Origin of the sequence: Bradyrhizobium arachidis (assembly GCF_015291705.1) — a bacterium.
GTDB classification, from domain to species: Bacteria; Pseudomonadota; Alphaproteobacteria; order Rhizobiales; family Xanthobacteraceae; genus Bradyrhizobium; species Bradyrhizobium arachidis.
In genome coordinates this window covers 8597943-8620348 of record NZ_CP030050.1, presented here as the reverse complement: position 1 = coordinate 8620348, position 22406 = coordinate 8597943, and the positions used below count along the sequence as shown (strand labels likewise).

Annotated in this window: 19 protein-coding genes; 7 read left to right on the top strand and 12 right to left on the bottom strand. The window is 65.6% G+C overall.

The window, feature by feature from the left end; all coding sequences use genetic code 11:
* The first annotated feature begins 70 nt into the window (after nucleotides 1-70).
* Nucleotides 71-1588, top strand: coding sequence for a glycosyltransferase family 39 protein (locus WN72_RS40655; protein ID WP_092215373.1), 1518 nt, complete (start codon nucleotides 71-73; stop codon nucleotides 1586-1588).
* A 116-nt stretch (nucleotides 1589-1704) separates the two neighbouring features.
* Here WN72_RS40655 and WN72_RS40650 read toward each other — a convergent pair whose 3' ends face one another.
* On the bottom strand, nucleotides 1705-2733 hold the full coding sequence (locus tag WN72_RS40650) for a YcjF family protein (RefSeq protein ID WP_027563832.1): 1029 nt from the start codon (nucleotides 2731-2733) through the stop codon (nucleotides 1705-1707).
* The gene (locus WN72_RS40645) at nucleotides 2730-4199 is read right to left on the bottom strand and encodes a YcjX family GTP-binding protein (protein WP_027563833.1); all 1470 of its coding nucleotides are present in this window, start codon (nucleotides 4197-4199) and stop codon (nucleotides 2730-2732) included. The genes WN72_RS40650 and WN72_RS40645 overlap by 4 nt, the downstream gene beginning before the upstream one ends.
* Nucleotides 4200-4386: 187 nt before the next feature.
* Here WN72_RS40645 and trhA point away from each other — a divergent pair, with 187 nt between their 5' ends.
* Together trhA and WN72_RS40635 are read left to right on the top strand one after the other, a co-directional pair.
* Nucleotides 4387-5082 (top strand): PAQR family membrane homeostasis protein TrhA, encoded by a 696-nt coding sequence (gene trhA, locus WN72_RS40640; protein WP_027563834.1) that lies wholly within the window; start codon nucleotides 4387-4389, stop codon nucleotides 5080-5082.
* Nucleotides 5083-5146: 64 nt separating this feature from the next.
* Complete coding sequence (locus tag WN72_RS40635) at nucleotides 5147-5941, top strand: SDR family oxidoreductase (protein ID WP_027563835.1); 795 nt, start codon at nucleotides 5147-5149, stop codon at nucleotides 5939-5941.
* Between the two features lie 189 nt (nucleotides 5942-6130).
* Here WN72_RS40635 and WN72_RS40630 read toward each other — a convergent pair whose 3' ends face one another.
* Nucleotides 6131-6592 carry a MarR family winged helix-turn-helix transcriptional regulator gene (locus WN72_RS40630; protein ID WP_084334926.1) on the bottom strand — a complete coding sequence of 154 codons (462 nt, stop codon included), beginning with the start codon at nucleotides 6590-6592 and terminating at the stop codon, nucleotides 6131-6133.
* A 75-nt stretch (nucleotides 6593-6667) separates the two neighbouring features.
* Here WN72_RS40630 and WN72_RS40625 point away from each other — a divergent pair, with 75 nt between their 5' ends.
* Entirely contained in the window at nucleotides 6668-7444 is a 777-nt protein-coding gene (locus tag WN72_RS40625; protein WP_027563836.1) for an SDR family NAD(P)-dependent oxidoreductase, read from the top strand.
* Between the two features lie 174 nt (nucleotides 7445-7618).
* On the opposite strand, the gene mdlC is transcribed toward WN72_RS40625, so the two are convergent.
* From mdlC to WN72_RS40605, 4 genes are all read right to left on the bottom strand, one after another.
* Complete coding sequence (mdlC, locus tag WN72_RS40620; protein ID WP_092215023.1) at nucleotides 7619-9241, bottom strand: benzoylformate decarboxylase; 1623 nt, start codon at nucleotides 9239-9241, stop codon at nucleotides 7619-7621.
* Between the two features lie 170 nt (nucleotides 9242-9411).
* Nucleotides 9412-10263: an HTD2 family dehydratase gene (locus WN72_RS40615; protein ID WP_092215020.1), complete on the bottom strand. Its 852-nt coding sequence runs from the start codon at nucleotides 10261-10263 to the stop codon at nucleotides 9412-9414.
* A 14-nt stretch (nucleotides 10264-10277) separates the two neighbouring features.
* Nucleotides 10278-11378 (bottom strand): CaiB/BaiF CoA transferase family protein, encoded by a 1101-nt coding sequence (locus tag WN72_RS40610; RefSeq protein WP_092215017.1) that lies wholly within the window; start codon nucleotides 11376-11378, stop codon nucleotides 10278-10280.
* A 9-nt stretch (nucleotides 11379-11387) separates the two neighbouring features.
* The gene (locus tag WN72_RS40605) at nucleotides 11388-12557 is read right to left on the bottom strand and encodes an acyl-CoA dehydrogenase family protein (RefSeq protein WP_092215371.1); all 1170 of its coding nucleotides are present in this window, start codon (nucleotides 12555-12557) and stop codon (nucleotides 11388-11390) included.
* Between the two features lie 125 nt (nucleotides 12558-12682).
* On the opposite strand from WN72_RS40605, the gene WN72_RS40600 reads away from it, so the two are divergent.
* Nucleotides 12683-13603, top strand: coding sequence for a LysR substrate-binding domain-containing protein (locus WN72_RS40600; RefSeq protein WP_027563841.1), 921 nt, complete (start codon nucleotides 12683-12685; stop codon nucleotides 13601-13603).
* Nucleotides 13604-13831: 228 nt separating this feature from the next.
* Here the strand turns inward: WN72_RS40600 and WN72_RS40595 are convergent, their stop codons facing one another.
* Both WN72_RS40595 and WN72_RS40590 read right to left on the bottom strand, forming a co-directional pair.
* Nucleotides 13832-15106, bottom strand: a complete 1275-nt coding sequence (locus WN72_RS40595; protein WP_167380749.1) for a cytochrome P450 — start codon at nucleotides 15104-15106, stop codon at nucleotides 13832-13834.
* Between the two features lie 178 nt (nucleotides 15107-15284).
* Nucleotides 15285-16550: a cytochrome P450 gene (locus tag WN72_RS40590; protein ID WP_027563843.1), complete on the bottom strand. Its 1266-nt coding sequence runs from the start codon at nucleotides 16548-16550 to the stop codon at nucleotides 15285-15287.
* 314 nt (nucleotides 16551-16864) lie between these two features.
* On the opposite strand from WN72_RS40590, the gene WN72_RS40585 reads away from it, so the two are divergent.
* Together WN72_RS40585 and WN72_RS40580 are read left to right on the top strand one after the other, a co-directional pair.
* Nucleotides 16865-18010, top strand: a complete 1146-nt coding sequence (locus WN72_RS40585; RefSeq protein WP_194483055.1) for a YjgN family protein — start codon at nucleotides 16865-16867, stop codon at nucleotides 18008-18010.
* Between the two features lie 3 nt (nucleotides 18011-18013).
* A complete protein-coding gene (locus tag WN72_RS40580) occupies nucleotides 18014-19123 on the top strand; it encodes a M48 family metallopeptidase (protein ID WP_092215011.1) in 1110 nt (369 codons plus the stop codon).
* Between the two features lie 10 nt (nucleotides 19124-19133).
* On the opposite strand, the gene upp is transcribed toward WN72_RS40580, so the two are convergent.
* Genes upp through WN72_RS40565 form a run of 3 tightly spaced genes read right to left on the bottom strand, consistent with a single transcriptional unit; the run spans nucleotide 19134 to nucleotide 22317 of the window.
* Nucleotides 19134-19763: a uracil phosphoribosyltransferase gene (upp, locus tag WN72_RS40575; protein ID WP_027563846.1), complete on the bottom strand. Its 630-nt coding sequence runs from the start codon at nucleotides 19761-19763 to the stop codon at nucleotides 19134-19136.
* A 51-nt stretch (nucleotides 19764-19814) separates the two neighbouring features.
* Entirely contained in the window at nucleotides 19815-21053 is a 1239-nt protein-coding gene (locus WN72_RS40570) for a URC4/urg3 family protein (protein WP_092215009.1), read from the bottom strand.
* 7 nt (nucleotides 21054-21060) lie between these two features.
* Nucleotides 21061-22317 carry a GTP cyclohydrolase II gene (locus tag WN72_RS40565; RefSeq protein WP_194482960.1) on the bottom strand — a complete coding sequence of 419 codons (1257 nt, stop codon included), beginning with the start codon at nucleotides 22315-22317 and terminating at the stop codon, nucleotides 21061-21063.
* Nucleotides 22318-22406 lie beyond the last annotated feature (89 nt).

Genomic DNA, 22406 nt, shown 5'->3' with positions numbered 1-22406 from the left:
CGACATCTCTGCGAAGCCAGACGGCGCCGAACGCCGGCTCATCCTCATTGCCGTGCTCGTCATCGCCGCGATGACGGTGCTGCGCATCGTCTACGCCTCCGCGATCGAGCTGCGCACCGACGAGGCCTATTACTGGACCTGGTCGAAGGAGGGCGCGCTCAGCTTTCTCGATCATCCCCCCATGATCGCCTGGCTGATCCGCTGCGGCACCGCGATCTTCGGCGACACCGCGCTCGGCGTGCGCTTCGGCGGCATCGTCGCGATGCTGGTGACGCAGCTGCTGCTCGCCGACATCGTCCGCCGTCTCACCCATGATGCGCGCGCGATCGTGTTCGCGGTGCTGATGCCGGAAGCCGCGCTCTATTACGGCCTGCTGATGGCCAAGGTCGCGCCCGACGTCGCCATGATCCCGTTCGCGGTGGCGATGATGTGGTCGCTGGTGCGGCTGGCGCAAAGCGGCGACGGACGCTGGTGGCTCGCGGCCGGACTGTTCGCCGGGCTGTCGCTGCTGTCGAAATTCACTGCGATCATGTTCGCCCCCGCGGTTGCCGCCTTCCTGCTGGTGCCGGATTGGCGCTGGCGCTGGCTGCGCAGCCCGTATCCTTACCTCGCGGCGCTGATCGCCATCGCCGTGTTCTCGCCGGTCTTGATCTGGAACGCGCAGCACGATTGGGCCTCGTTCCGTTTCCAGGGCGTGCGCGCCACCACCAATTACGGCATCTCACTGCGCACGGTCGGCGACTACATCGGCCTGCAATTCGGTCTCGTCGGCTTCGTCATGCTGCCGGTGGTTCTCTCGGGCCTCGCGATGACGGCATGGCGCGGCTACCGCCGGCGCGAGCCGGTCGCGATCTTGCTGTCGACCGCGGTGCTGGTGCCGTTCCTCTATTTCCTCGTGAAGTCGATGACGCTCCGGGTCGGCGATACCTGGCCGATGTTCATGTGGCCGGTCGGCTTCGCCGCTGCCGCCGTCAACCTCGCCGCCCTGTCGCGCGAGGGGTGGTCGGCAAGGCTGATCCGGTCGAGCGTGTTCTGGCTCAACACGGCGGTCGTCTCGGGCATTGCCTTCGTCGTCATCGTGTTCCTGTATTACCTCGCCGCGCCCTGGAATCTGCTCGGCAAGATCGACCCGATCGGCGCCGAGGCGGGCTACGAGCAGGTCGCCGCGCGCGCGCAGGCCGCGCTGGACGAGACCGGCGCAACCTGGATTGCCACCACGGACTACCGCACCTACGCCATGATGCGCTGGCTGTTCCGCGGCCGCGTGCCCGTCATCGAGATCAACGAGCGCGGCCGCTTCCAGGATTTCCGCGATCCCGGCATGGACCGGATCAGGGGCCATGCCGGCATCTATGTCGGCCGCGAGCCGGACAATCGCGCGCCGGTGTGGGATTCGATCCCCGCGCAGCGCGAGCCGCTCGGCGAAGTCGAACGCCGCTGGCGCGGCGTTCTCACGGATACCTATGTGATTGAAAAGCTCACCGGCTGGACCCCGGAGCTGTCCCCGCCGAAGGATTCGCCGCTGTTTTGGTGGAAAGTGCTGGCCTTCCTTTCCCTCTCCCCGCTTGCGGGGAGAGGGGTGGGGTGAGGGGGAGTCTCCGCGGGAACGGTGACAGTTGGTTTCGTGGAGACTCCCCCTCACCCGGAATTCAAGCTGTGCTTGAATTCCGGCCTCTCCCCGCGGGCGGGGAGAGGCGAAGCGCGCTACTCCTCCTCGTCCTTCTTCCGCAGCAGATCCGTCGCGAGGTCCGACAGTTTTGGCGGCGGCAGGGCTGCGAACGGCAGCGGGCGTGTCACGTCGATCGCGGCGAGGCCCAGCCTCGCCGTCAAGAGCCCGTTCAGCACGCCTTCGCCCAGCCGCTGCGACAGCTTCGCCGCAATGCCGTGCCCGAGCATCTGCTGCACCAGGCTGTCGCTCGCGGCCATGCCGCCGGTGATGGCGAGGTGGGCGATGACGTGGCGGAGCAGGCGGATCATGCCGAGCGCGCCGGGGCGGCCGCCATAGAGGAAAGCGAGCTGGCGGATCAGTCGCAACGCGGCGACGAACACGAACAGCACGTCGATCGCCGCGCGGGGCGAGACCGCAGTCACGATCGAGACCTTTTGCGCCGCCGATGACACCAGCCGCCGCGCTTCCGCGTCCAGCGGCGACATCAATTCGCGCTCGGCGAGGCGGATCATGTCGGCGCCATCGATGATCTCGCCGGTGTGGCTCTCCAGCGTGGCGCGGGCGCGCGCCAGCTGCGGATTCTGGTGCGCGATCTTGATGAGATCCTGCACGATGACGCGGCTTTCCTTGCGATCGTCGCTGGCAAGCACCGCGGCCGCGCGCTGATGCAGCTTTTCGATGGTTGCAAGGCGCGCGAGCCCGAACGCCTCGCGCCCGATCACCACTGCAAGCGCGAGCGCGGTGACGAACGCGAAGGCAAGGCCAACGAAGCCGAGGCTTTCGCTGCGCGCAAACAGATCCTCGATCAGATGCACCACGCCGAGCCCGGTGCCGAGCAGCGTCAGCCCGGCAAGGCCGGACCAGAACAGCGTGCCCCAGGGAAAGCCGCGCCGCGCCGGACGTGCTGCCTCGATCGGCACCGGAAACGTCGATGGATCAGGCTCCGGCGTGATCTGGATGGTGGCGCGGCCGAGCCGGCTGGTGTCGTCGGCTTCGGTGACGATGACGCCGGGATCGTCGAGCCGGAACGTCGCCGGGCGCCGCTGCTGGGATCGATCGTTCATGCGAGCTTGTCTCCGATCAGGAACTGCAGGGCACGGTCGAGGCGGATGTGTGGCAGCGCGGGCTCGCTCGTGCCTTCGTGCTCGAGCTTGGGCGGGCGGAAGCGCAGGAAGCGGAAATCGCTCTTCTCCGCTGCCTCTGTGGCGAGGCCGCGGAACGCATCCCTGCCGTCGAACAGCGGTTCGGGATCGAGCGGCAGGTCGCCCGGAAAGGTCGCGACTTCCGTGTTGCCGTCGAAGAACTCGCCGTTGGCGCTTTCGCCCGCGGCCGGTGTTCCCAGGATCGAGGGCAATTTGTCGCGGCCATGCGCGACCTGTGCCTCGCGCGTGGCGCGCACCGCGGCAAGCGCGACGACATCGATCGCAGCGCCTGTATTTTCTGCCCGAGCCACGGCGCGGGTCACGGCGCGGCGCAGCACCGCCTCGAGCCGGTCGTGGCTGGAATGATGCAGATGGTCCGCCTTGGTCGCCGCGAACAGGATGCGGTCGATGCGCGGCCGGAACAGGCTGGAGAGGATGGTGCTGCGGCCGATGTTGAAGCAGTCGAGAATGCCGGCCAGTGCCGCTTCGAGATCGTGCAGCGCCTCGGGGCCGGAATTGAATGCGGCGAGCGCGTCGGCCAGCACGATCTGGCGATCGAGCCGCGCGAAATGATCGCGAAAGAACGGCCGCACCACGACGTCCTTGTAGGCCTCGTAGCGGCGCACCATCATCGCCCACAGCGATCCCTCGCCCGCCTGACCGCCAACGGGTACGTCGAGCGGCGCAAAGGTCAGCGCCGGCGTGTCGGCGAGATTGCCAGGCATCAGGAAGCGGCCGGGCGGCAGCAGGCTCATCGCGAACTGCTCGTCGCGGCAGGCGCGCAAGTAATTGGTGAAGAGCTTTGCCGCCGTCAGCGTCGCCTGCTCGTCCTCGCGTGCTTCGGGCTTGAGTGTAGCAAGATGGGCGTGCCAGTCCGCGGCCAGATGCGCACGCGGCGCGTCGCGCGACAGCGCCAGGCTTTCGGCGGACCATTGCTCGTAGCTCTTCTGCAGCAGCGGCAGGTCGAGCAGCCATTCACCGGGGTAGTCGACGATGTCGAGGGTCAGCGTGCGGTCGGCGCCGTTCGGGCGCTGGTAGTCGATGACGAGGCGCAGCTCGCTGATATCGACCGTCGAGTTCGGCCAGCGCCGCTCCTCGATCAGCGCGCGCAGATGGTTCTCATAGGCAAAGCGCGGCACGGCATCGTCGGGCTGCGGCGCCAGATGCGCCCGCGCGATCCGGCCCGAGGCATAGGCCTCGAACACCGGAAACCGCCCGCCGCGGGTGAGGCCATGGATCAGCGCCGTGATGAATACGGTCTTACCGGCGCGCGACAGGCCTGTGACGCCGAGCCGTACCGTCGGGTTGAAGAAGTGCTCGCCATAGTCGATCAGCGCCCGGGCCGACAGGCGCGCCTCCTCGACCATATCCTGGAAACTGAATGCCATATGAACGTTGAGGGAGCTCGGGCGAGGGATACGCAAAATGGACTAATCACAAAAAGTGGCAACTGCCTGAGGAAAATCAAGCTTTCATACTTCTACCGCCTTTATCGGCAAATCAGCCGTTTGAACGACGTGCCGGCCCCGAAAGACCGATACAAGAGGGCATTGCCTCAAGCTTTCCTGGATTGCCATGACCGTCTTCCAATTGAAACAGTTCGCATCCACCTCCGTCCACGCCGCAGCCGACGTGATCGGCTGGAACTACGATCGCGCCGAGATGATCGCCGACGGAATCATCCACGCGATTGGCGTCCTCGCCGGCCTTATCGCCGCGACCGTGCTGGTGGTGCTGACGGCGATCTATGCGACCGCGATCGACATCGTCGGCGTCTCGATCTACGTCGCCGGCCTGCTCTCGATGCTGGTGCTGTCGGCGACCTATAATCTTTGGCCGGTCTCGCCGGCCAAATGGCTGCTGCGCCGGTTCGACCATTCCGCGATCTACCTGCTGATCGCCGCGACCTACACGCCGTTCATCCTGGAAGTGAAGGACAGCGTATTCGCGCTCGTGCTCCTTGCCGGCGTCTGGTGCGTCGCCATCCTCGGCATCGTGCTGAAGCTGTTTTACCCCGGCCGGTTCGACCGCGTCTCGGTCGGCATCTATCTCGCCATGGGCTGGAGCGGCCTCATGCTCTACGACGCGGTGGTCCAGGCGCTGCCTGCGCTGGTGCTGGGTTTCATCCTTGCGGGCGGCCTGCTCTACAGCTTCGGCGTGATCTTCCACGCCTGGCGGCGGCTGCGCTTCCAGAACGCGATCTGGCACGGCTTTGTCTTGGCCGGCGCGGCATGCCATTATACCGCGGTGCTCGACCTCGTGTTGAGCTGAGCAGGATCCGCGACGCGGAATAAGCGGCGCGGTATAAGCGGTACAAGACAAGAGGAGACGTCGCATGCAGGTGACCGGCAAGGTCGTGGTCGTCACGGGCGGCGCAAACGGCATCGGCAAGGCGCTGTGCGAGGCCTTTCACAAAGCGGGTGCCGCCAAGGTCGTCGTCGCCGACATGGATGCCGGCAATGCAAGGGCGGTCGCGGCCACGGTCAATGGCGCGGCGTTCAAATGCGACGTCGCGCAGGAAAAGGACATCACGCACGTCATCGAGGAGACCGAGCGGCAGTTCGGCCCCATTGATCTCTTCTGCTCCAATGCCGGCATCGGCGGCGGTTTCGATCCGATGTCGGAAAATGCCGGCGGCGCCTCCGACGAGCCGTGGCAGCGCAGCTGGGCGATCCACGTCATGGCCCATGTCTATGCTGCGCGGCATCTGATCCCCCGCATGAAGGCGCGCGGCGGCGGCTATTTCCTCAACACCATCTCGGCCGCGGGCTTGCTCTCGCAGGTCGGCAGCCCGGCTTATTCGACGACAAAACACGCCGCGGTCGGCTTTGCCGAGAACCTCGCGATCTCGCACAAGGCGCACAACATCAAGGTCTCGATCCTCTGCCCGCAGGGCGTCGACACCAACATGCTGCGCTCGATCCCCAAGGGCCCGCAATCCGGCGACGGCGATCTCACGCCCGAGCAGGTGGCGCGGGACGTGCTCGCCGGCCTCGAGCAGGAGACATTCCTGATCCTGCCGCACCCCCAGGTGCTCGGCTACATGCGCAAGAAGACCGAGAATTACGACCGCTGGATCGGCGGCATGGCGAAGATCCAGGCCAAGATGCGGGAGGAGTTCGGGAAGTAGCCGACCGGGCGTTTGACGCACGACTCGAACCAAATACTCGCTGTCGTCCCCGCGAACGCGGGGACCCATAACCACAGGGAGAAATTTGGCGAGGGCTGGTAGTTTCTCTTTCGCGCGGTACTGACCCCTCGGCTTTACCGATAGATCACGCGGTATGGGTCCCCGCGTTCGCGGGGACGACAGCGGTGGTTATGCGACCGTCTCCGCCTCACCCTCCACCCGGCTCGCCCGCAGCGCCCGCGCGTAGAGCATCATCCCCTCGCGCACGGTGCGCTGCTCCGCCACCGTCAACGCCGCCAGCGCGCCGCTTACCTGCTGCCGGCCGAATGCGTGCAGCGCCTCCAGCGTGCGCCGTCCCTTCGGCGTCAGTGACAGCAGCTTGCTGCGGGCATCCGTCTCATCCGGCGTCTCCCGCAGCTCCCCGCAGTCGATCAGCTTGCGCACCAGGCGGCTGACGCTGGATTTCTCCAGCCGCAGGAAATCGCCGAGCTCGCCTGAATTCATCGGGCCGCGGATGCCGATCTCCAGAATGGTATGGACCGCCGACGGCGGATAGTCCGAGGCCGCCACCGTCGCATCCATGAAGCCGAGCTCCCGCACCATCAACCGCGAGGCGGCGCGGATGTCGTCGATCAGCGAAAGCTCGGCCATCTTGACTCCGTGCATATAGTTGTATCATACAACTATATGCACGCAACGAAGCGTGCAAGCGTTTTGGAGTGTGCCATGAGCGGAACTTTGCCATCGGGAATGCGGATGCGAGGCAAGGTCTGCCTCGTGACAGGTGGCGGCAGCGGCATCGGCCGCGCCACGGCCTTGCGGATGGCCTCCGAAGGCGCGGAAGCGATCCTTGTCGCGGGCCGGCGCGAGGCCGAGATCGATGCGACCGCCGCGGCGTGCCGCGAACTCGGTGTAGAAGCGATCCCCCTCAAGACCGACATCACGAAAGAAGAGGACGTCGCGCGGCTGGTCCGTGCGGCCATCGAGCGCTGCGGCCGGCTCGACGTCGCCTTCAACAATGCCGGTTTTCAGGAGCGCCGCGCGCCGCTGGAAGAGCAGGGCACCGACATCTACGACAGCGTGTTCGACACCAATGTCCGCGCGCTGTTTTTGTGCCTGCGTCATCAACTGCCGGCGATGCTAAAGCAGGGGCGCGGCAGCATCGTGGTCAATGCCTCGGTCAGCGGTGTGCGTAATCCCAATCCCGGCTTCTCGCTCTATTCGGCCTCGAAGGCCGCAGCGATCTCGCTGACGCGCTCGGCGGCGATGGAGAACGCACCGCGCGGCATTCGCATCAACGCCATCGCGCCCGGCCGCGTCGTCACCGACATGATGCTGCGCGCCGGCGTCGGCGATGTCGCAACGGTCAGCGCAGGCCTGCCGCTGCGGCGGATGGGCAATCCGGAGGAAGTCGCGGAGGCCGTGGTGTGGCTGTCGTCAGATGCGTCATCCTACGTCGTCGGGCACGTGCTGGCGGCGGACGGCGGATTTTTGGCGTCGTAGTTTGCGCGGCGGCGCGCGACATACTCGGTGTCGTCCCGGCGAAGGCCGGGACCCATACCCGCAGGAAGGAGTTTGACGAAGACTGATAGTGGGCAGCTCCGCGCTACAACTATTCCCTGGGGTTATGGGTCCCGGCCTTCGCCGGGGACGACACTGAGGAGATCCCCTGCGTCCCTAATGCTTCTGCCCGTACAGCACCGGCACCGTCGAATCCACGACGACCTCGACGAGACTCGTGCCCTCGAACATCATCCCGCGCTTCAGCGCCTCGCCGAGCTCCGCCGCCTTGCTCACCCGCACCGCGTGGCAGCCCATGCCTTCGGCAAGCCGCACGAAATCGATCCCCGGCAGCTCCAGCCCGGGCACGTTGCGGACCTGCATCACCTGGCTGAACGAGCGCATCGCGCCGTAGCCGGAATTGTTGATGACGACGACGGTCAGCGGCAACTTGCGCTGCGCCGCGGTCCAGAGTGCCTGGATCGAATACATCGCCGAGCCGTCGCCGATCAGGCAGACGGTGCGCTGCTTCGGCTTGCCCAGCGCCATGCCGACGGCGGCGGGTAGCGAATAGCCGAGGCCGCCGCTCGCCATGGTGTAAAAACTGTCCTGCCCGCGCATCGGCAGGAATTTCTGCATCGCCGGCCGGTGCGAGGGCACTTCCTCGACCAGCGAGGCGCCATCTGGCATTGCCTGCGACAGCGAGTGCAGCAGGAACTCCACCGGTAGCGGATCGGCGGCTTGCGGTGCCGGCGGCAGCGTGCGGCCCTTCGGCGTCGCCCGCTTGCTCTCGGGGAGCATGTCGAGCAGCAGGCTCAGCGCCGGCTTCATCGTCGCGATGATGCTGGTGCCGACCGGCGTCACCGCCGCCGCATCGGGATCATCAGTGATCTGGAAGATCGTCGCGCCGCCGTCGAAGATCGCGGCATGGCCCTCGACATGGAAGGTGAACACCGGCGCGCCGATCACGACGACGAGGTCGTGCTCGCGCAGCGCATCGGAGAGCTGCGCGGGCGAGGCATGCAGAAAGCCGGCAAATTGCGGGTGACGCTCGGGGAACGAGCAGCGCGCCGAGAACGGGCTGACCCAGACGCTGGCCTTGGCCTTCTCGGCTACGCGGACCATCAGGTCGACCGCGCCGGCGCGGTCGACACCGGGGCCGACCACGAGGGCAGGGTGCTTTGCCGAGCCGAGCGCCGCGACAAGTGCCTTCATGGCGTCAGGCTCGGGGCCGGTCTCGCGGCTGACCTTGCGCGCCTCGACCGGCGCGCAGGCATGGGCCCAGTCGTCGATCGGGATCGACACGAAGGTCGGCCCGCACGGCGGCTGCATCGCGGTGTAATAGGCCCGCGCGATCGCGGCCGGCACGTCCTCGGGCCGCGCCGGCTCGACGCTGTATTTGACGTAAGGCCGCGGAAATTCCGAGGCGCGCTCGGCATAGAGAAACGCTTGCAGCGGCAGGATCGAGCGGGCCTGCTGGCCCGCGGTGATGACGAGCGGGGTCTGGTTGCGATGCGCGGTGTAGATGTTGCCGAGCGCGTTGCCGACGCCGGCCGCCGAATGCAGATTGACGAAGCCGGCATTGCGCGACGCCTGCGCATAGCCGTCGGCCATACCGACTGCGGAGGCTTCCTGCAGCGCCAGCACATAATCGATGTCGTCGGGCCAGTCGCTCAGGAACGGCAGCTCGGTCGAGCCGGGATTGCCGAACACCTTTTTGATGCCGAAGGAGCGCAGCAGGTCGAGCGTCGCCTGCTTCACGGTGACGGACTTGCTGCCGGTCTTGCCGTTCTTGGCCATGGTTTCCGTCCCTATCAATTCCTCATCCTGAGGAGCGCGGAACGCGCGTCTCGAAGGATGAAGGCCCGGCTGGTGGCCTCGCCCTTCGAGGCGCGCGCGAAGGGCGCGCTCCTCAGGGTGAGGGTCTAACTTCCTACATCGCCGCTACATTCGCAATGACGAGGAGAGCGTTACCACACCGCCGTGCCCTTCATCGTCGGCTGCCCTTCCGCATTCGCGGTCCAAAGCTCCATGCTCTCGCTGTTGTCGTTGGCGTTGATCGAGAACTCGGTCCCCTCGAACAGCGGCTGCAGGCCGCGATAGGTAAACTTCTTCGGCGCTTTGCCGCCACGCAGCTTCGCCGCCATCTCGATGATCAGCGCGGCCTGCAAGGGCCCGTGGAAGATCAGGCCCGGATAACCCTCGACCTTGGTGACGTAATCGCGGTCGTAATGGATGCGATGGCCGTTGAAGGTCAGCGCGGAGTAGCGGAACAGCAGCACGGGATCGGACACATGCGTCTCGCGATGCTGCGCCTTCGGCGGCGGAGGCGGCGCCTTGGCGCTCGCCGGCGCGCTGCTCGTCATCTCGCGATAGACGATGTCCTGCCGCTCGCGGATGGCAACGCCACGTGGGCAAGAGATGCTGTGCTCGACCGAGACGAAGCACAGCGTGCCGGTTGAACCCGTCTTCACCTGCACATCGGCAATGCGCGAGGTCCGCGTCGATTCATCGCCCACCTGCAGCGGCTGCAGGAACTCGATCTCGCCGCCGGCCCACATCCGGCGCGGCAGTGGCACCGGCGGCAGGAAGCCGCCGCGGGTGGGGTGGCCGTCGGGCCCGAGCATCGACATCGGAAACACCGGCTGCGCCAGGCACCAATGCACCGTGAATGGTGCGGCGTCACCCTTTTGGGGCTCGCCGACCTCCTGGAACAGCGTCGCGCGCAGGCCCTTCACGAGCTGTGCGGTGACGATGTCGGTCGCCTCCGTGCTGCGGCCGATCCATTGCCGCAAATGATCGATGTCGAGCTGCTCGGTCATGACGCCTCGCTCTGTTACTTCTTCTGGGGATTTTCGCCGATCGCGGGCACAGCGCCGTAATTGCGCGTCTCGCCGACGATGATCGGCGCCGGCGCGGGGTAGCTGACGCGGCCGTTCGGCGTGTCGACCTCGATGCGGCGCAGGTGCGGATGGGTGGTGAGGTCGGCCATGGTGTTGACCTCGGCAAAGGCGATGTCGGCGTCCGACAGCCGCTTGAGCAGCTCGTTGCGCGTCAGGCTGCCGAAGCTGTCCGCGACCGTCTTGTCGGTGAAGTCGCGGTTGCGCACGCGCTCGACCCCGTTGGCAACGCGCGGATCGTTTGGCAGATCCGGCTGATCCAGCACCTTTACGCACAGCGTCTTCCACTCGCGCTCGCTCTGGATCGAGATCAGGATGTCCTTGCCGTCCTTCGAGGTGAACACGCCGTAGGGCGCGATCGAGGGATGGCGCAGGCCCATGCGCTTGGGCGGATTGCCGGCTTCGGAGTTGAGCAGCGGCACAGTGCACCAGTCCGCCATCACGTCGAACATGGAAATGCGGATGTCCGCACCTTTGCCGGTGCGCCCGCGCCCGATCAGCGCCTCCAAAATCGCCGCATGCGCGGTGGCGCCGGTCGCGACGTCCACGATCGACATGCCGACGCGCGAGGCGCCATCGGGATTGCCGGTGATCGAGGCAAGGCCGCTCTCGGCCTGGATCAAGAGGTCATAGGCCTTGCGATGGGCGTAGGGGCCTTCGTCGCCATAACCAGTGATCGTGCACGAGATCAGCTTTGGATAATCCTTCAGCAGCCGCTCGCGCGAAAAGCCGAGCTTGTCCATCGAGCCCGGCTTCAAGTTCTGGATCAGCACGTCCGCGCTCGCGATCAGCTTCTCCAACTCGGCGCAGCCTTCCTTCGTGGCGAGATCAACCACCGCCGATTGCTTGCCGCGGTTGAGCCACACAAAGTAGCTGCTCTGGCCCTTGGCCGCCGCGTCATAGCCGCGGGCGAAATCGCCCTCGGGCCGCTCGATCTTGATCACCTCCGCGCCGGCATCCGCCAGCCGTGACGAGCAGAACGGCGCCGCCACGGCCTGCTCGACCGCAATCACCCTGATCCCGTCAAGTGCTCCCATGGCGTGACCTCAGTACGAGCGCGGCATGCCGAGCACATGCTCGGCGACGAAGGACAGCACCAGGTTGGTCGAGATCGGCGCCACTTGATAAAGCCGCGTCTCGCGGAACTTGCGCTCGACGTCGTATTCCTCAGCAAAACCGAAGCCGCCATGGGTCTGGATGCAGGCATTGGCCGCTTCCCAGGACCCATCGGCCGCGAGCATCTTGGCCATGTTGGCCTCCGCGCCGCAGTCGAGCCCGGCCTCGTATTTGCGCGTCGCTTCCTTCACCATCAGCTCGGCCGCGCGCATCGAGGCGTAGGCCTTGGCGATCGGGAACTGGATGCCTTGATTTTGGCCGATCGGACGGCCGAACACGCTGCGCTCCTTGGCATAGTTCGTGGCCTTGGCGATGAACCATTTGGCGTCGCCGACGCATTCGGCGGCGATCAGGATGCGTTCGGCATTCATGCCGGAGAGGATGTAGCGGAAACCCTTGCCTTCCTCGCCGATCAGATTCTCCGCCGGCACCTTCATGTCGGTAAAGAACACTTCGGTGGTGGCGTGGTTCATCATGGTGCGGATCGGGCGGATCTCGAGGCCATTGTTCTTGGCCTCGCGCATGTCGACGATGAACACGGAGAGGCCATCGGTGCGCTTCTTGACCTGCTCCTTCGGCGTGGTGCGCGCCAGCAGCACCATCAAATCGGAATGCTCGGCGCGGCTGGTCCAGATCTTCTGGCCGTTGACGATGTAGCTGTCGTTGCCTTCCTTGCGCGCAAAGGTCTTGAGCGAGGAGGTGTCGGTGCCGCTGGTCGGCTCGGTGACGCCGAACGCCTGCAACCGCAATTCGCCGCTCGCGATCTTCGGCAGGTATTTTGCCTTCTGCTCGGCATTGCCGTGCCGCAGCACGGTGCCCATCGTGTACATCTGGGCATGGCAGCCGCCGCCGTTGCAGCCGGCGCGCTGGATCTCTTCCAGGATGGCTGCGGCCGCCGAAAGCTTCAGGCCCGCGCCGCCATATTCCTCGGGGATCAGCACCGAGAGATAGCCGGCCTCGGTCAGCGCATCGACGAAGGCCTTGGGGTAGGCCATCTCGCGATCGAGCTTGCGCCAATATTCGCCGGGAAACTGCGCGCAGAGCTTGGCGACGGCTTCGCGGATGTCGGCGTGATCCTCAAGGTGGTGTTCTTCACTCATGGCGTTTCCCATTGGTAGCGGCAGTCAAGATAACGCCGGCCGATCCTCTGGCGTTGTGAAAACATCGCCAGCCCCCTATGCTCATTTGCTATAGCGTATGGAGTAGCCTTCCAGGATTGGCAAGCATGGATTTCCGGCAGCTCAGGACCTTCAGTTGCGTGGCGGAGCTCGGCAGCCTCTCGAAGGCATCCGACACGCTGCGCGTGGCGCAGCCGGCGCTCTCCAGGCAGATCAAGCTCTTGGAACACGAGCTGCGCACCGAGCTGTTCACCCGCAACGGCCGCGGCATGGTGCTGACCGAGGCCGGTCATTTGTTGCTGGCGCGCACCTCCGGCATCGTGCGGCAACTTGACCAGATCCGCGACGACATCCAGTCGGCCAAGGGACCGCCGTCGGGGCAGGTCGTGCTCGGCCTGGTTCCGACCGTGAGCTGCGTGCTGTCGGCGCGCTTTGCGCGGCGCTGCGTCGAAAAATTCCCCGGCATCTCGCTGCGCATCGTCGAGAGCTACAGCGGCCATCTCGTCGAATGGCTGCATCGCGGCGAGATGGATCTCGCCATCCTCTATGGCCGCTCGGCCGATCTTCATCTCAACGTGCAGAGCCTCGGCCGCGACAACATCGTTGCGGTCGGCCCGCGCGGCTGCGGTCTCGCGCGCAGGAAGAACGTCGACATCGGCTGGCTGCTGCGCCAGCGCCTGGTGCTGCCAAGTCATTCCCATGGCCTCCGCGCGCTGATCGAGCACGCCGCCGCCCAGCGCAAGATCAAGCTCGACGTCCAGCTCGAGGCGGATTCGTTCCGCGTGCTGACAAGCCTGGTCGAGGAAGGCCTCGGCTTTGCGCTGCTGCCGCCCTCGTCGGTCCACGGCGAGGTCGCGGATGGGCGGCTGGAAACCACCGCCGTCTCGAAGCCGATGACACGCGAGCTCATTTTCGCTTCTCCGATCGACCGCCCGGCCTCGACGGCCTCGCTGGCCGTCACCGCGCTGTTGCGCGAGGAGGTCGCCGCCTGCCGCAAGGAAGGCGTGTGGGACATCAAATTGAGTTAGATGCGCTCGTGTCGTAGACCAGTCAGGCGCGGCCGGCCCTTCGCATCCTTTGCGAGCTGTCATGCCGGAATTTTATAGCTGAGGGTGCCAGTTCCTCATCCTGAGGAGCGCGCTTGCGCGCGTCTCGAAGGATGAAGGTCCGGCCGGTGGCCTCGCCCTTCGAGACGCCTGCTGCGCAGGCTCCTCAGGGTGAGGGGAGGGAGTCGAACGTGCCGCGGGAACGCTGGCTCAGGCCGGAATCCTCACCGGCAACGTCTCATAGCCCTTGATGAAGCTCGAATAGATCCGCTTGGGCTCGCCGACCACCTCGATGCGGTCGAAGCGCTTGAGCATCTCCTCCCAGACGATCCGCAGCTGGAGCTCGGCGAGGCGCATGCCGACGCAGCGGTGGATGCCGAAGCCAAAGGAGAGATGCGTGCGCGGGCGTGGGCGGTCGATGATGAAGTCGTTCGGCCTCTCGAACATCTCCTCGTCGCGGTTGCCCGAGACGTACCACATCACGACGCGGTCGCCCTTTCTGATGTGCTTGCCGCCGATCTCGGTGTCTTGCAAAGCCGTGCGCCGCATATGTGCGAGCGGCGTCTGCCAGCGGATCACCTCGGGCACCATGGAATCGATCAGCGCGGGATTTTCGCGCAGCTTGTCGTACTGGTCGGGGTTCTCGTTCAGCGCCAGCACCGAGCCGGTCATGGTGTTACGCGTGGTGTCGTTGCCGCCGACGATGAGCAGGATGATGTTGCCCATGAGGTTGTCGGGGTCCATGAAGCGCGTGGCGTCGTTGTGCGCCATCAGCGACAACAGATCGTTGCGCGGCGCGGAGTTGACGCGCTCGTTCCAGAGCTTCGACATGTAGGCGTAGCACTCGTCCATTTCGCGGCGGCGCTCCTCGGCCGAGGCGACGATGCCGCTCTTGGGCAGCGCGGTCGAAACGTCGGACCAGCGCGTCAGCTTGCGCCGCTCCTCCCAGGGGAAATCGAACAGCGTCGCCAGCATCTGCGTCGTCAGCTCGATCGAGACGCGCTCGACGAAATTGAAGGTCTCGTTGCGCGGCAGATTGTCCAGCACGGTCTGCGAGCGCTGTCGGATCAGCTTGGCCAGCTCGTCCAGATGGGTCGGGGTGAACATCGGCGAGACCGTCTTGCGCTGCGCCGAATGGCGGGGCTGGTCCATCGCGATGAAGCTCGGCCAGTCATAGCCTTCCGGCACGTCGCGGATCGAAATGCCGCCGAGTGTCGAGTCCGAGGAGAAGATGCCGTGATTGGTGTCGACATGCATGATGTCGTTGTATTTCACCACCGACCAGTACGGATCGATCGGCGCATTGGTGCAGTAATGCACCGGCTCCTCCTTGCGCAGCCGCTCGAACCACGGCCACAGCGTGTCGTCCTGGAATAGCCTGGGCGCGCCGGGATGGAACTGAGCCAGCGGCGTCGCATAGGCCTCCTCGCGCGCCCTGCGCATGCGTTCGGCCCTGTCCACTTTAACCGGCGCTTGGATGTTCATGGTGGTAACTCCAGTGCTTCTCTTTCTTCGCCTCTCCCCGCCTGCGGGGAGAGGCCGGATTGCATCGAAGATGCAATCCGGGTGAGGGGGACTCTCCGCGAATCCGTCTCTCAGCGTGTTCGCGGAGAGAGCCCCTCACCCCGACCCTCTCCCGTAAGAACGGGGAGAGGGAGATTTTCTACGCCGCAATCTTCACCGGCAACGTCTCCAGTCCCTTCACGAAACTCGAATAGACCCGCCTGGGTTCGCCGACCACATCAATATGGTCGAAACGGCTAAGGATCTCTTCCCAAATAATCTTGAGCTGGAGTTCGGCAAGCCGCAATCCGACGCAGCGGTGGATGCCGAAGCCGAAGGACAGATGCGTGCGCGGGCGGGCGCGGTCGATGATGAAATCGTAGGGCTTTTCGATCGCCTCCTCGTCGCGGTTGCCCGAGACGTACCACATCACAACCTTGTCACCCTTCTTGATCTGCTTGCCGCGGAACTCGAAATCGGAGAGCGCGGTGCGTCGCATATGCGCGAGCGGCGTCTGCCAGCGGATCACCTCCGGCACGAAGCTGTCGAGCAGCGCGGGGTTTTCGCGCAGCTTGCGATACTGCTCCGGGTGCTGGCTCAACGCGAGAAGCGAGCCCGACATCGTGTTGCGCGTAGTGTCGTTGCCGCCGACGATCAACAAGACGAGATTGCCGAGGAAGTTCTTGGCATCCATGTCGCGGGTCGCCGCGCCATGCGCCATCATCGACAGGAGGTCGCTCTTCGGCGGCTGCTCGATGCGCTCCTTCCAGAGGCGGGAGAAATAGGCCGCGCATTCCGTCAGCTCGGCCTGCCGTTCGTCCTCGGTCGCGACGAGGCCGTCAGGCCCGGGAATGGTGGTGGCGATGTCGGACCAGCGCGTCAGCTTGCGGCGGTCTTCCCATGGGAAGTCGAACAGCACCGCGAGCATCTGTGTGGTGAGCTCGATCGAGACCTGGTCGACCCAGTCGAACACCTCGCCGCGCGGCAGATTGTCCAGGCACTCGGCTGAGCGCTTGCGGATGTTGATGGCGAGATTGTCCAGATGCGTCGGCGTGAACATCGGCGCCACGGTCTTGCGCTGCGCGGCATGGCGCGGTGGGTCCATCGAGATGAAGCTCTCGCGGCGCAGGTCGGGATCGATGTCGCGGATGGTGATGCCGCCGAGCGCCGAGGCCGAGGAGAATACCGAATGGTTGGTCTCGATCTCCATGATGTCGTTGTAGCGCGTCACCGACCAGTACGGCCCGAACATCGAGTCCTTGCAATAGTGCACGGGATCCTCGCGGCGCAGGCGGTCGAAATAGGGCCAGAACGTATCGGTCCTGAACAGCTCGGGATCGCCCGGATCGAACTGCTCCAGCGGCAGTGATGACGCGCGCTCGCGCAATGCGTCGAGCTTGGACGCGCTCTCCATGGTCCCATGCATGACTGGTCTCCCTGGCATTCCTCGCGCGCCTTTTTATGAATTCTGCGCTGCGGCATTTGATTTGCAATTACAGCCGGTTGTCTGCGCCGGAGCAAGGGAGAGTTTTGCCACATCCAACCTTTGCGAGAGGGATTGGGCGGATGTCACGTGGATGTGTCAACGTGATCTGCGGCACGCCGTTCGTCATGAAATCCTGTCAGAAATCGACTGGAATCGAGGTAAATCGAACCCGCCCATCTTGGGGTTCGACTAACCTCTGATCTATAAGTTTGATCCTGACTGGTCCGCACCCCGAGGTTGCCGCCGTGAACGACATGCAATGGACCCCGATCGGGTCCGAACCATTACCGCCGCCGCTGCCGCCGACGCGGGTCGATTTCACAGGCAATCGCACCGAGTTCCGGAAAATGGTCACCAAGGGTGCCATGCTGGAGCTCGTCACCTTCGGCTTCTACCGGTTCTGGCTGGTCACGGACATCCGCCGTCATCTGTGGTCGAACACCGCGATCGACGGCGACGCCGCCGAATACACCGGGCGGGGCAAGGAGCTTTTGATCGGCTTCCTGTTTGCACTCGCGATCCTGGTGCCGATCTATCTCGCCTATTTCCTCATCGGCATCGAGTTCGAGCGCTGGCAGGGCTTCGCCTCGACGCCGCTGTTCATCAGCTTCTACGCCTTCGGCCAGTTCGCGATCTTTCGCGCGCGGCGCTATCGGCTGACGCGCACGGTCTGGCGCGGCGTGCGGTTCTGGATGGACGGCTCGGGCTGGGCCTATTCGTTCCGCGCCATGGCGTGGGGCCTGCTGGTATTCCTCACGCTCGGCCTGGCGCTGCCCTGGCGCGAGGCTTCGCTCGAACGCTACAAGATGCGGCACACCCATTACGGCGATTTGCAAGGCGACTTCGAAGGCAACGGCTGGGAGTTCTTCAAGCGCGGCTGGTGGCTGTGGCTGCTCAGCCCGATCGCGCTCATCATCTTCCCGCTTGCCCCGTTCTTCTATGCCGAGTTCAAGGCGCGCGAATGGCGCTGGTGGCTGGACGGCATCCGCATCGGCGGCGTCAGCGTGTCCTCGGAGTTGCCGCACGATGCGTTCTACGGCCTCTACTGGAAAGTGATCGGCTGGTGGATGCTGCTCTCGACCATCTTCGGCTTCTACCTCGGCGGAGCCACCATGCTCCTCGTCAAGCTGAGCGGCCTGCCGCCCGAGCAGGCGTTCGGGCCCGACAATGCCACCAGGAGCATCCCGATGATGGTGGCAATGGTCATCGGCTATCTCGCGCTGGCGCTTGCGATCAACATCGTCATGCGGGTGTATCTGCAGCGCGACATCTGGGCCAAGGTGCTGGAAACCGTCGAGGTGCACAACATCGGCGCGGCCTCGGATGTGCGCGGCACCGGCGAGCTTGCCAGCGCCCTCGGCGAAGGCTTTGCCGACGGCCTCGATGTCGCGGGATTCTGATCTGTGAGTGAGCTGTCCACCGAGTCTCCGGCGCAGTCGGCAAAGCCGACCATCTTCTTCGACGGCGTATCGAGCCGCAGGCGGCAGGTGACGCTGGCGCTCGGCGATGCGCTCGAGATCGTCGAGGAGGGCGCAGCGCCGGTGCGCTGGGCCTATGCCGACATCCGCCGCGCCGACAGTCCGGCCGGCATCTTGCGGCTTTCCTGCACGACCGCGCCGCCGCTAGCGCGGCTCGAGGTCCGCGACGTCGCGCTGGCCACGCAGGTGATGGTCCGCTGTGCGCGGCTCGACGAGCACCAGACCTCGCGCCGCGGGCTGGCAAAAATCGTCGGCTGGTCGGTGGCCGCCGCCGTCTCCATCGTCTGCGTCGTGCTGTTCGGCGTGCCGCTCGCCGCCGACCGGCTCGCGCCGCTGGTGCCGAAGCCGATCGAACGCCGCATCGGCGATGCCTCGGAAGTCCAGGTGAAGACCATCTTCGGCCGCAGCGTCTGCGAAGACCCCGCGGGCAAGGCTGCGTTCACCAAGCTCGTCAACCGCCTGCGCGATGCCGCCGGCCTCGACGACGACGCCATGACCGCCGGCGTGCTGCCGACCCCGGTGCCGAATGCGTTCGCGCTGCCGGGCGGCAAGGTCTACGTGCTGAGGGGGCTGCTCGACAAGGCGCAAAACCCCGACGAGCTCGCCGGCATCCTCGCCCACGAGCTCGGCCATCTCAAGCATTACGACAACATGCGCGGGCTGATCTACAACGGCGGCACCTCGTTCCTGATCGGCCTCTTGTTCGGCGACGTCACCGGCTCGAGCGCCGTGATCTTCGCCTCGCGCAGCGTGGTCGAAGCCTCCTATTCGCGCGAGGCCGAGACCGGCGCCGACACCTTCGCGATCGAGATCATGCACAAGCTCGGTCGCTCGCCAAAGCCCGCGGCCGAGCTGATGTTCCGCATCACCGGCAAGGAAGTCGGCAGCGGCTTCACGATCCTCGCCAGCCACCCGCTGACCGAGGACCGCCTTGCCCGCATGACGAAAGAGGATCGCCCCGCCAGCGGCCCGCCGCTGCTGACGGACAAGGAATGGCAGGCGCTGAAAGGGATCTGCGGCAGCGGCAAGATCTGAGCTGCGCTGCCTAGCGCGTGCCGTAAGTGCGGTCGCCGGCGTCGCCGAGGCCCGGCAGGATGAAACCGTTCTCGTCGAGGCCTTCGTCGACTGCGGCGGTCCAGATCGGCACGTCCGGATGCAGTCCGCGCAGTCGCTCCAGTCCTTCCGGCGCTGCGATCAAGCAGGCGAGGCGGATATCCTTGGCGCCGCGTTCCTTCAGCCGGTCGACGGCGGCGACGGCCGTGTTGGCGGTGGCGACGACAGGCGTCACCACGATGGCGAGGCGCTCGCCGAGATCGGACGGCGATTTGAAGAAGTACTCGACGGCGGCAAAGCTGTGCGGCTCGCGATAGAGGCCGATATGGGCGACGCGCGCGGTCGGGACCAGGTCCATCATGCCGTCGACGAAGGTGGTGCCGGCGCGCAGCATCGGCACGAACACCAGCTTCTTGCCGGCGATCTTTGCCGAATGCATCGTCGCCATCGGCGTCTCGATCACGGTATCAGTGAGCGGCAAATCGCGCGTCACCTCGTAGCACAAGAGCATGCCGATCTCCTTGATCAGCTCGCGAAACGATTTGGTCGAGATCGATTTGTCCCGCACCAGCGTCAGCTTGTGCTGCACCAGCGGATGATCGACGATCGTGACGCCTTCCATGATCGTATGCTCCTGAAATTCATCAAGTGAGTGCGTGAGCGACAATAAGGGTCAGAAAACCGTGCCGTCGCTGATCACCTTGAGCGGCGGCGAACCATCTGGGCGGCGCGCAAACGCGATGGCCCGGCCCGCGGCCCAGCTGCCGCCTTCCAGAATGCTGGCGAGCGGCAAGGTCTCGGGCGGGCGGCCAAGTTTTGCGCGAACCAATTCGGCGAGCCGGTCGAGCAACGCGACGGTCAGCGCGCGCCACTCGACCACGAGCAGCGAATCCACCGCATGCGCACGCTCGGCATCGGCAGCGTCGCGCAGGCGCAACACCCCGTGATCGACGAACAGGCCGCCATTGCGGTACTCGGCAAGCCCGGTCAGGCCGTCGATGTCGGTGACATTAAATCCCGCGCGCTGGAGCGGCTCGATCAGCGAATAGCTCAGCCATTGCGACAGCTTGTGCAGCGGCACGAGGCCCGCGGTCGCGTCATCAGTCCTAAGCGCGGGATGGCGCCAGCAATCGCCGAGCGGGACGCCGGCGAGCTCGAGCCGCGACGGCCAGATCGGCCCGAGCTGGTTCAGCACCGCGGAGAGGATTGCAGGTGCTGGAATCGCGCCGCCCACAGCCTGCGCCACGATGTGATCAAACAGGCCGCCGGGCCGCGGCGTGTCTTGCAGGCCGAAAATGTCCGCACGCTCGGCAACCAGCTTGCCCAGACGCCGCAGCAGATCGGTCCGTCCCTCAAGCCCAAGCAGCGGATTGGCATCGTTCACCTGAAAGGCCGACGTGAGTGCCGGGAGCGGAAGTTGCGCCAGCGCGCCCGCATCGGCCCTGAACGGCGCGCTGGCATTGCCGGAGAAGAGTCCGGCCGCAAACATGTCGAGGCTCGCGAACGCGAGCCCCTCGGATCGCCCGATGCTCTCGCCGGTCACCGCGTCACGATAGCGCCACGCAGCGCCCGCGCCGGCATCGAGCAGCACGCTGACGATGGCGAGATCGAACTCGGCGCGCGCCCGTGCCGCGCGATCCGGCCATGATGCCGCATCGGCGAGCCGCGCCCAGCGATCGGCGCCGCCAAGCACGAAATGCCGCCAGCGCGCATGGAAGGGAATGTCCAGCGTCGGATAGGCTTTTCGCGTCACCGCAAGCACCGCCTCCGCAACGCCGTCCATGCGGTCGAGATCGATCGTGAAATGGTTGAGCCCGCCGGCAAGGCCGATCTCGAGCATTTTGCCGGCCCGCGCGCGCACCGCTGTCGCGGTGAGCAGCGAGCGTGCCTGTCGTTCCAAAGCGTCCGCCATCGTGCGATCAGTATTTTTCCAGCGAACGCCCGACCACGCCGTCCACGTCCTTCTCCGGCGCGATGTCGGTCGAGTAATAGCCGGCGGCCTTTTTGGCGGCGATCTCGACATGAGCGTCGGCCGGGATCAGCTCGGGCGGGATCGGCACGCGCTCGACGATGTCGATGCCCTGCGAGGTCAGCGCGTCGTACTTCATGTCGCTCATCGACAGGAAGCGGTCGATGCGCTTCAGGCCCAGCCAGTGGATCGTGTCCGGCATCAGCTGCTGGAAGCGTGCGTCCTGGACGCCGGCGACGCATTCGGTGCGCTCGAAATAGGCTGCGGCCGCATCGCCATCCTCCTGCCGCTTGCGCGCATTGTAGACCAGGAATTTGGTGACCTCGCCGAGCGCGCGGCCTTCTTTGCGGTTGTAGACGACGAGCCCGAGCCCGCCCTCCTGCGCGCCGCGCGCGGATTCCTCGATGCCGTGGATCAGATAGGGCCGGCAGGTGCAGATGTCCGAGCCGAACACGTCGGAGCCGTTGCACTCGTCATGCACGCGGCAGGTGATCTTGGTGCGATGGTCCGGCAGTTTTGTCACATCGCCGAACATGTAGACGGTGGTACCGCCGATCGGCGGCAAGAACACCTTCAGGTCCGGCCGGGTGACAAGCTCGGGGAACATGCCGGCGGTCTGCTCAAACAGCGTGCGCCGCAGCTCGGTCTCGTTGGTGCCGAACCGCGTCGCAAGGCCGGGCAGGTACCAGACCGGATCGATTGCGATCTTCACCACCGAGACGCTGCCATTGGCGTGCACGACCTCGCCGTCGGCGCGCAGCCGCTTTGCGGCCAGCGCCTCGCGGATCTCCGGCAGATCGAGCCGCGCGCGCGTCACCGCGATGCTCGGGCGGATATCGACGCCCTCGGCGATGTCCTTGCCGAAATTCTCGGCGACGAGATGCCCCCACGGGTCGAGTGCGACGATCTTTGCGGGATCGCGCCATTGCTCGAACGGGCCGATGGTCGCGGCCGGGAAGGTGTTGGTGAGATCGGGGCGCTTGATGGGATCGAGCGCGCCGGCGGACACCGCGAGCGCGCGGTACATCGCGTAGGAGCCGCCATGGCTGCCGATCACGTTGCGATCTCCGGCGCGCGACACCGTGCCGATGATCGGCCCGCGGGCGCGCGCATCTGCGGCACCCCAATGGATCGGATAGGCGGCTTTCTTGCCCGGCTCCGGATGGGAGGTCAGGCGGATATGCTCGGTACGGTTCGCGCGGCTCATGTCCAGGCTCCCAAAAAGCCAACGGCCCGCCGCTTGGACGGGCCTGGCTCACCTGCATCGCCCATGCGGAGCACCGACGACGCAAGCTC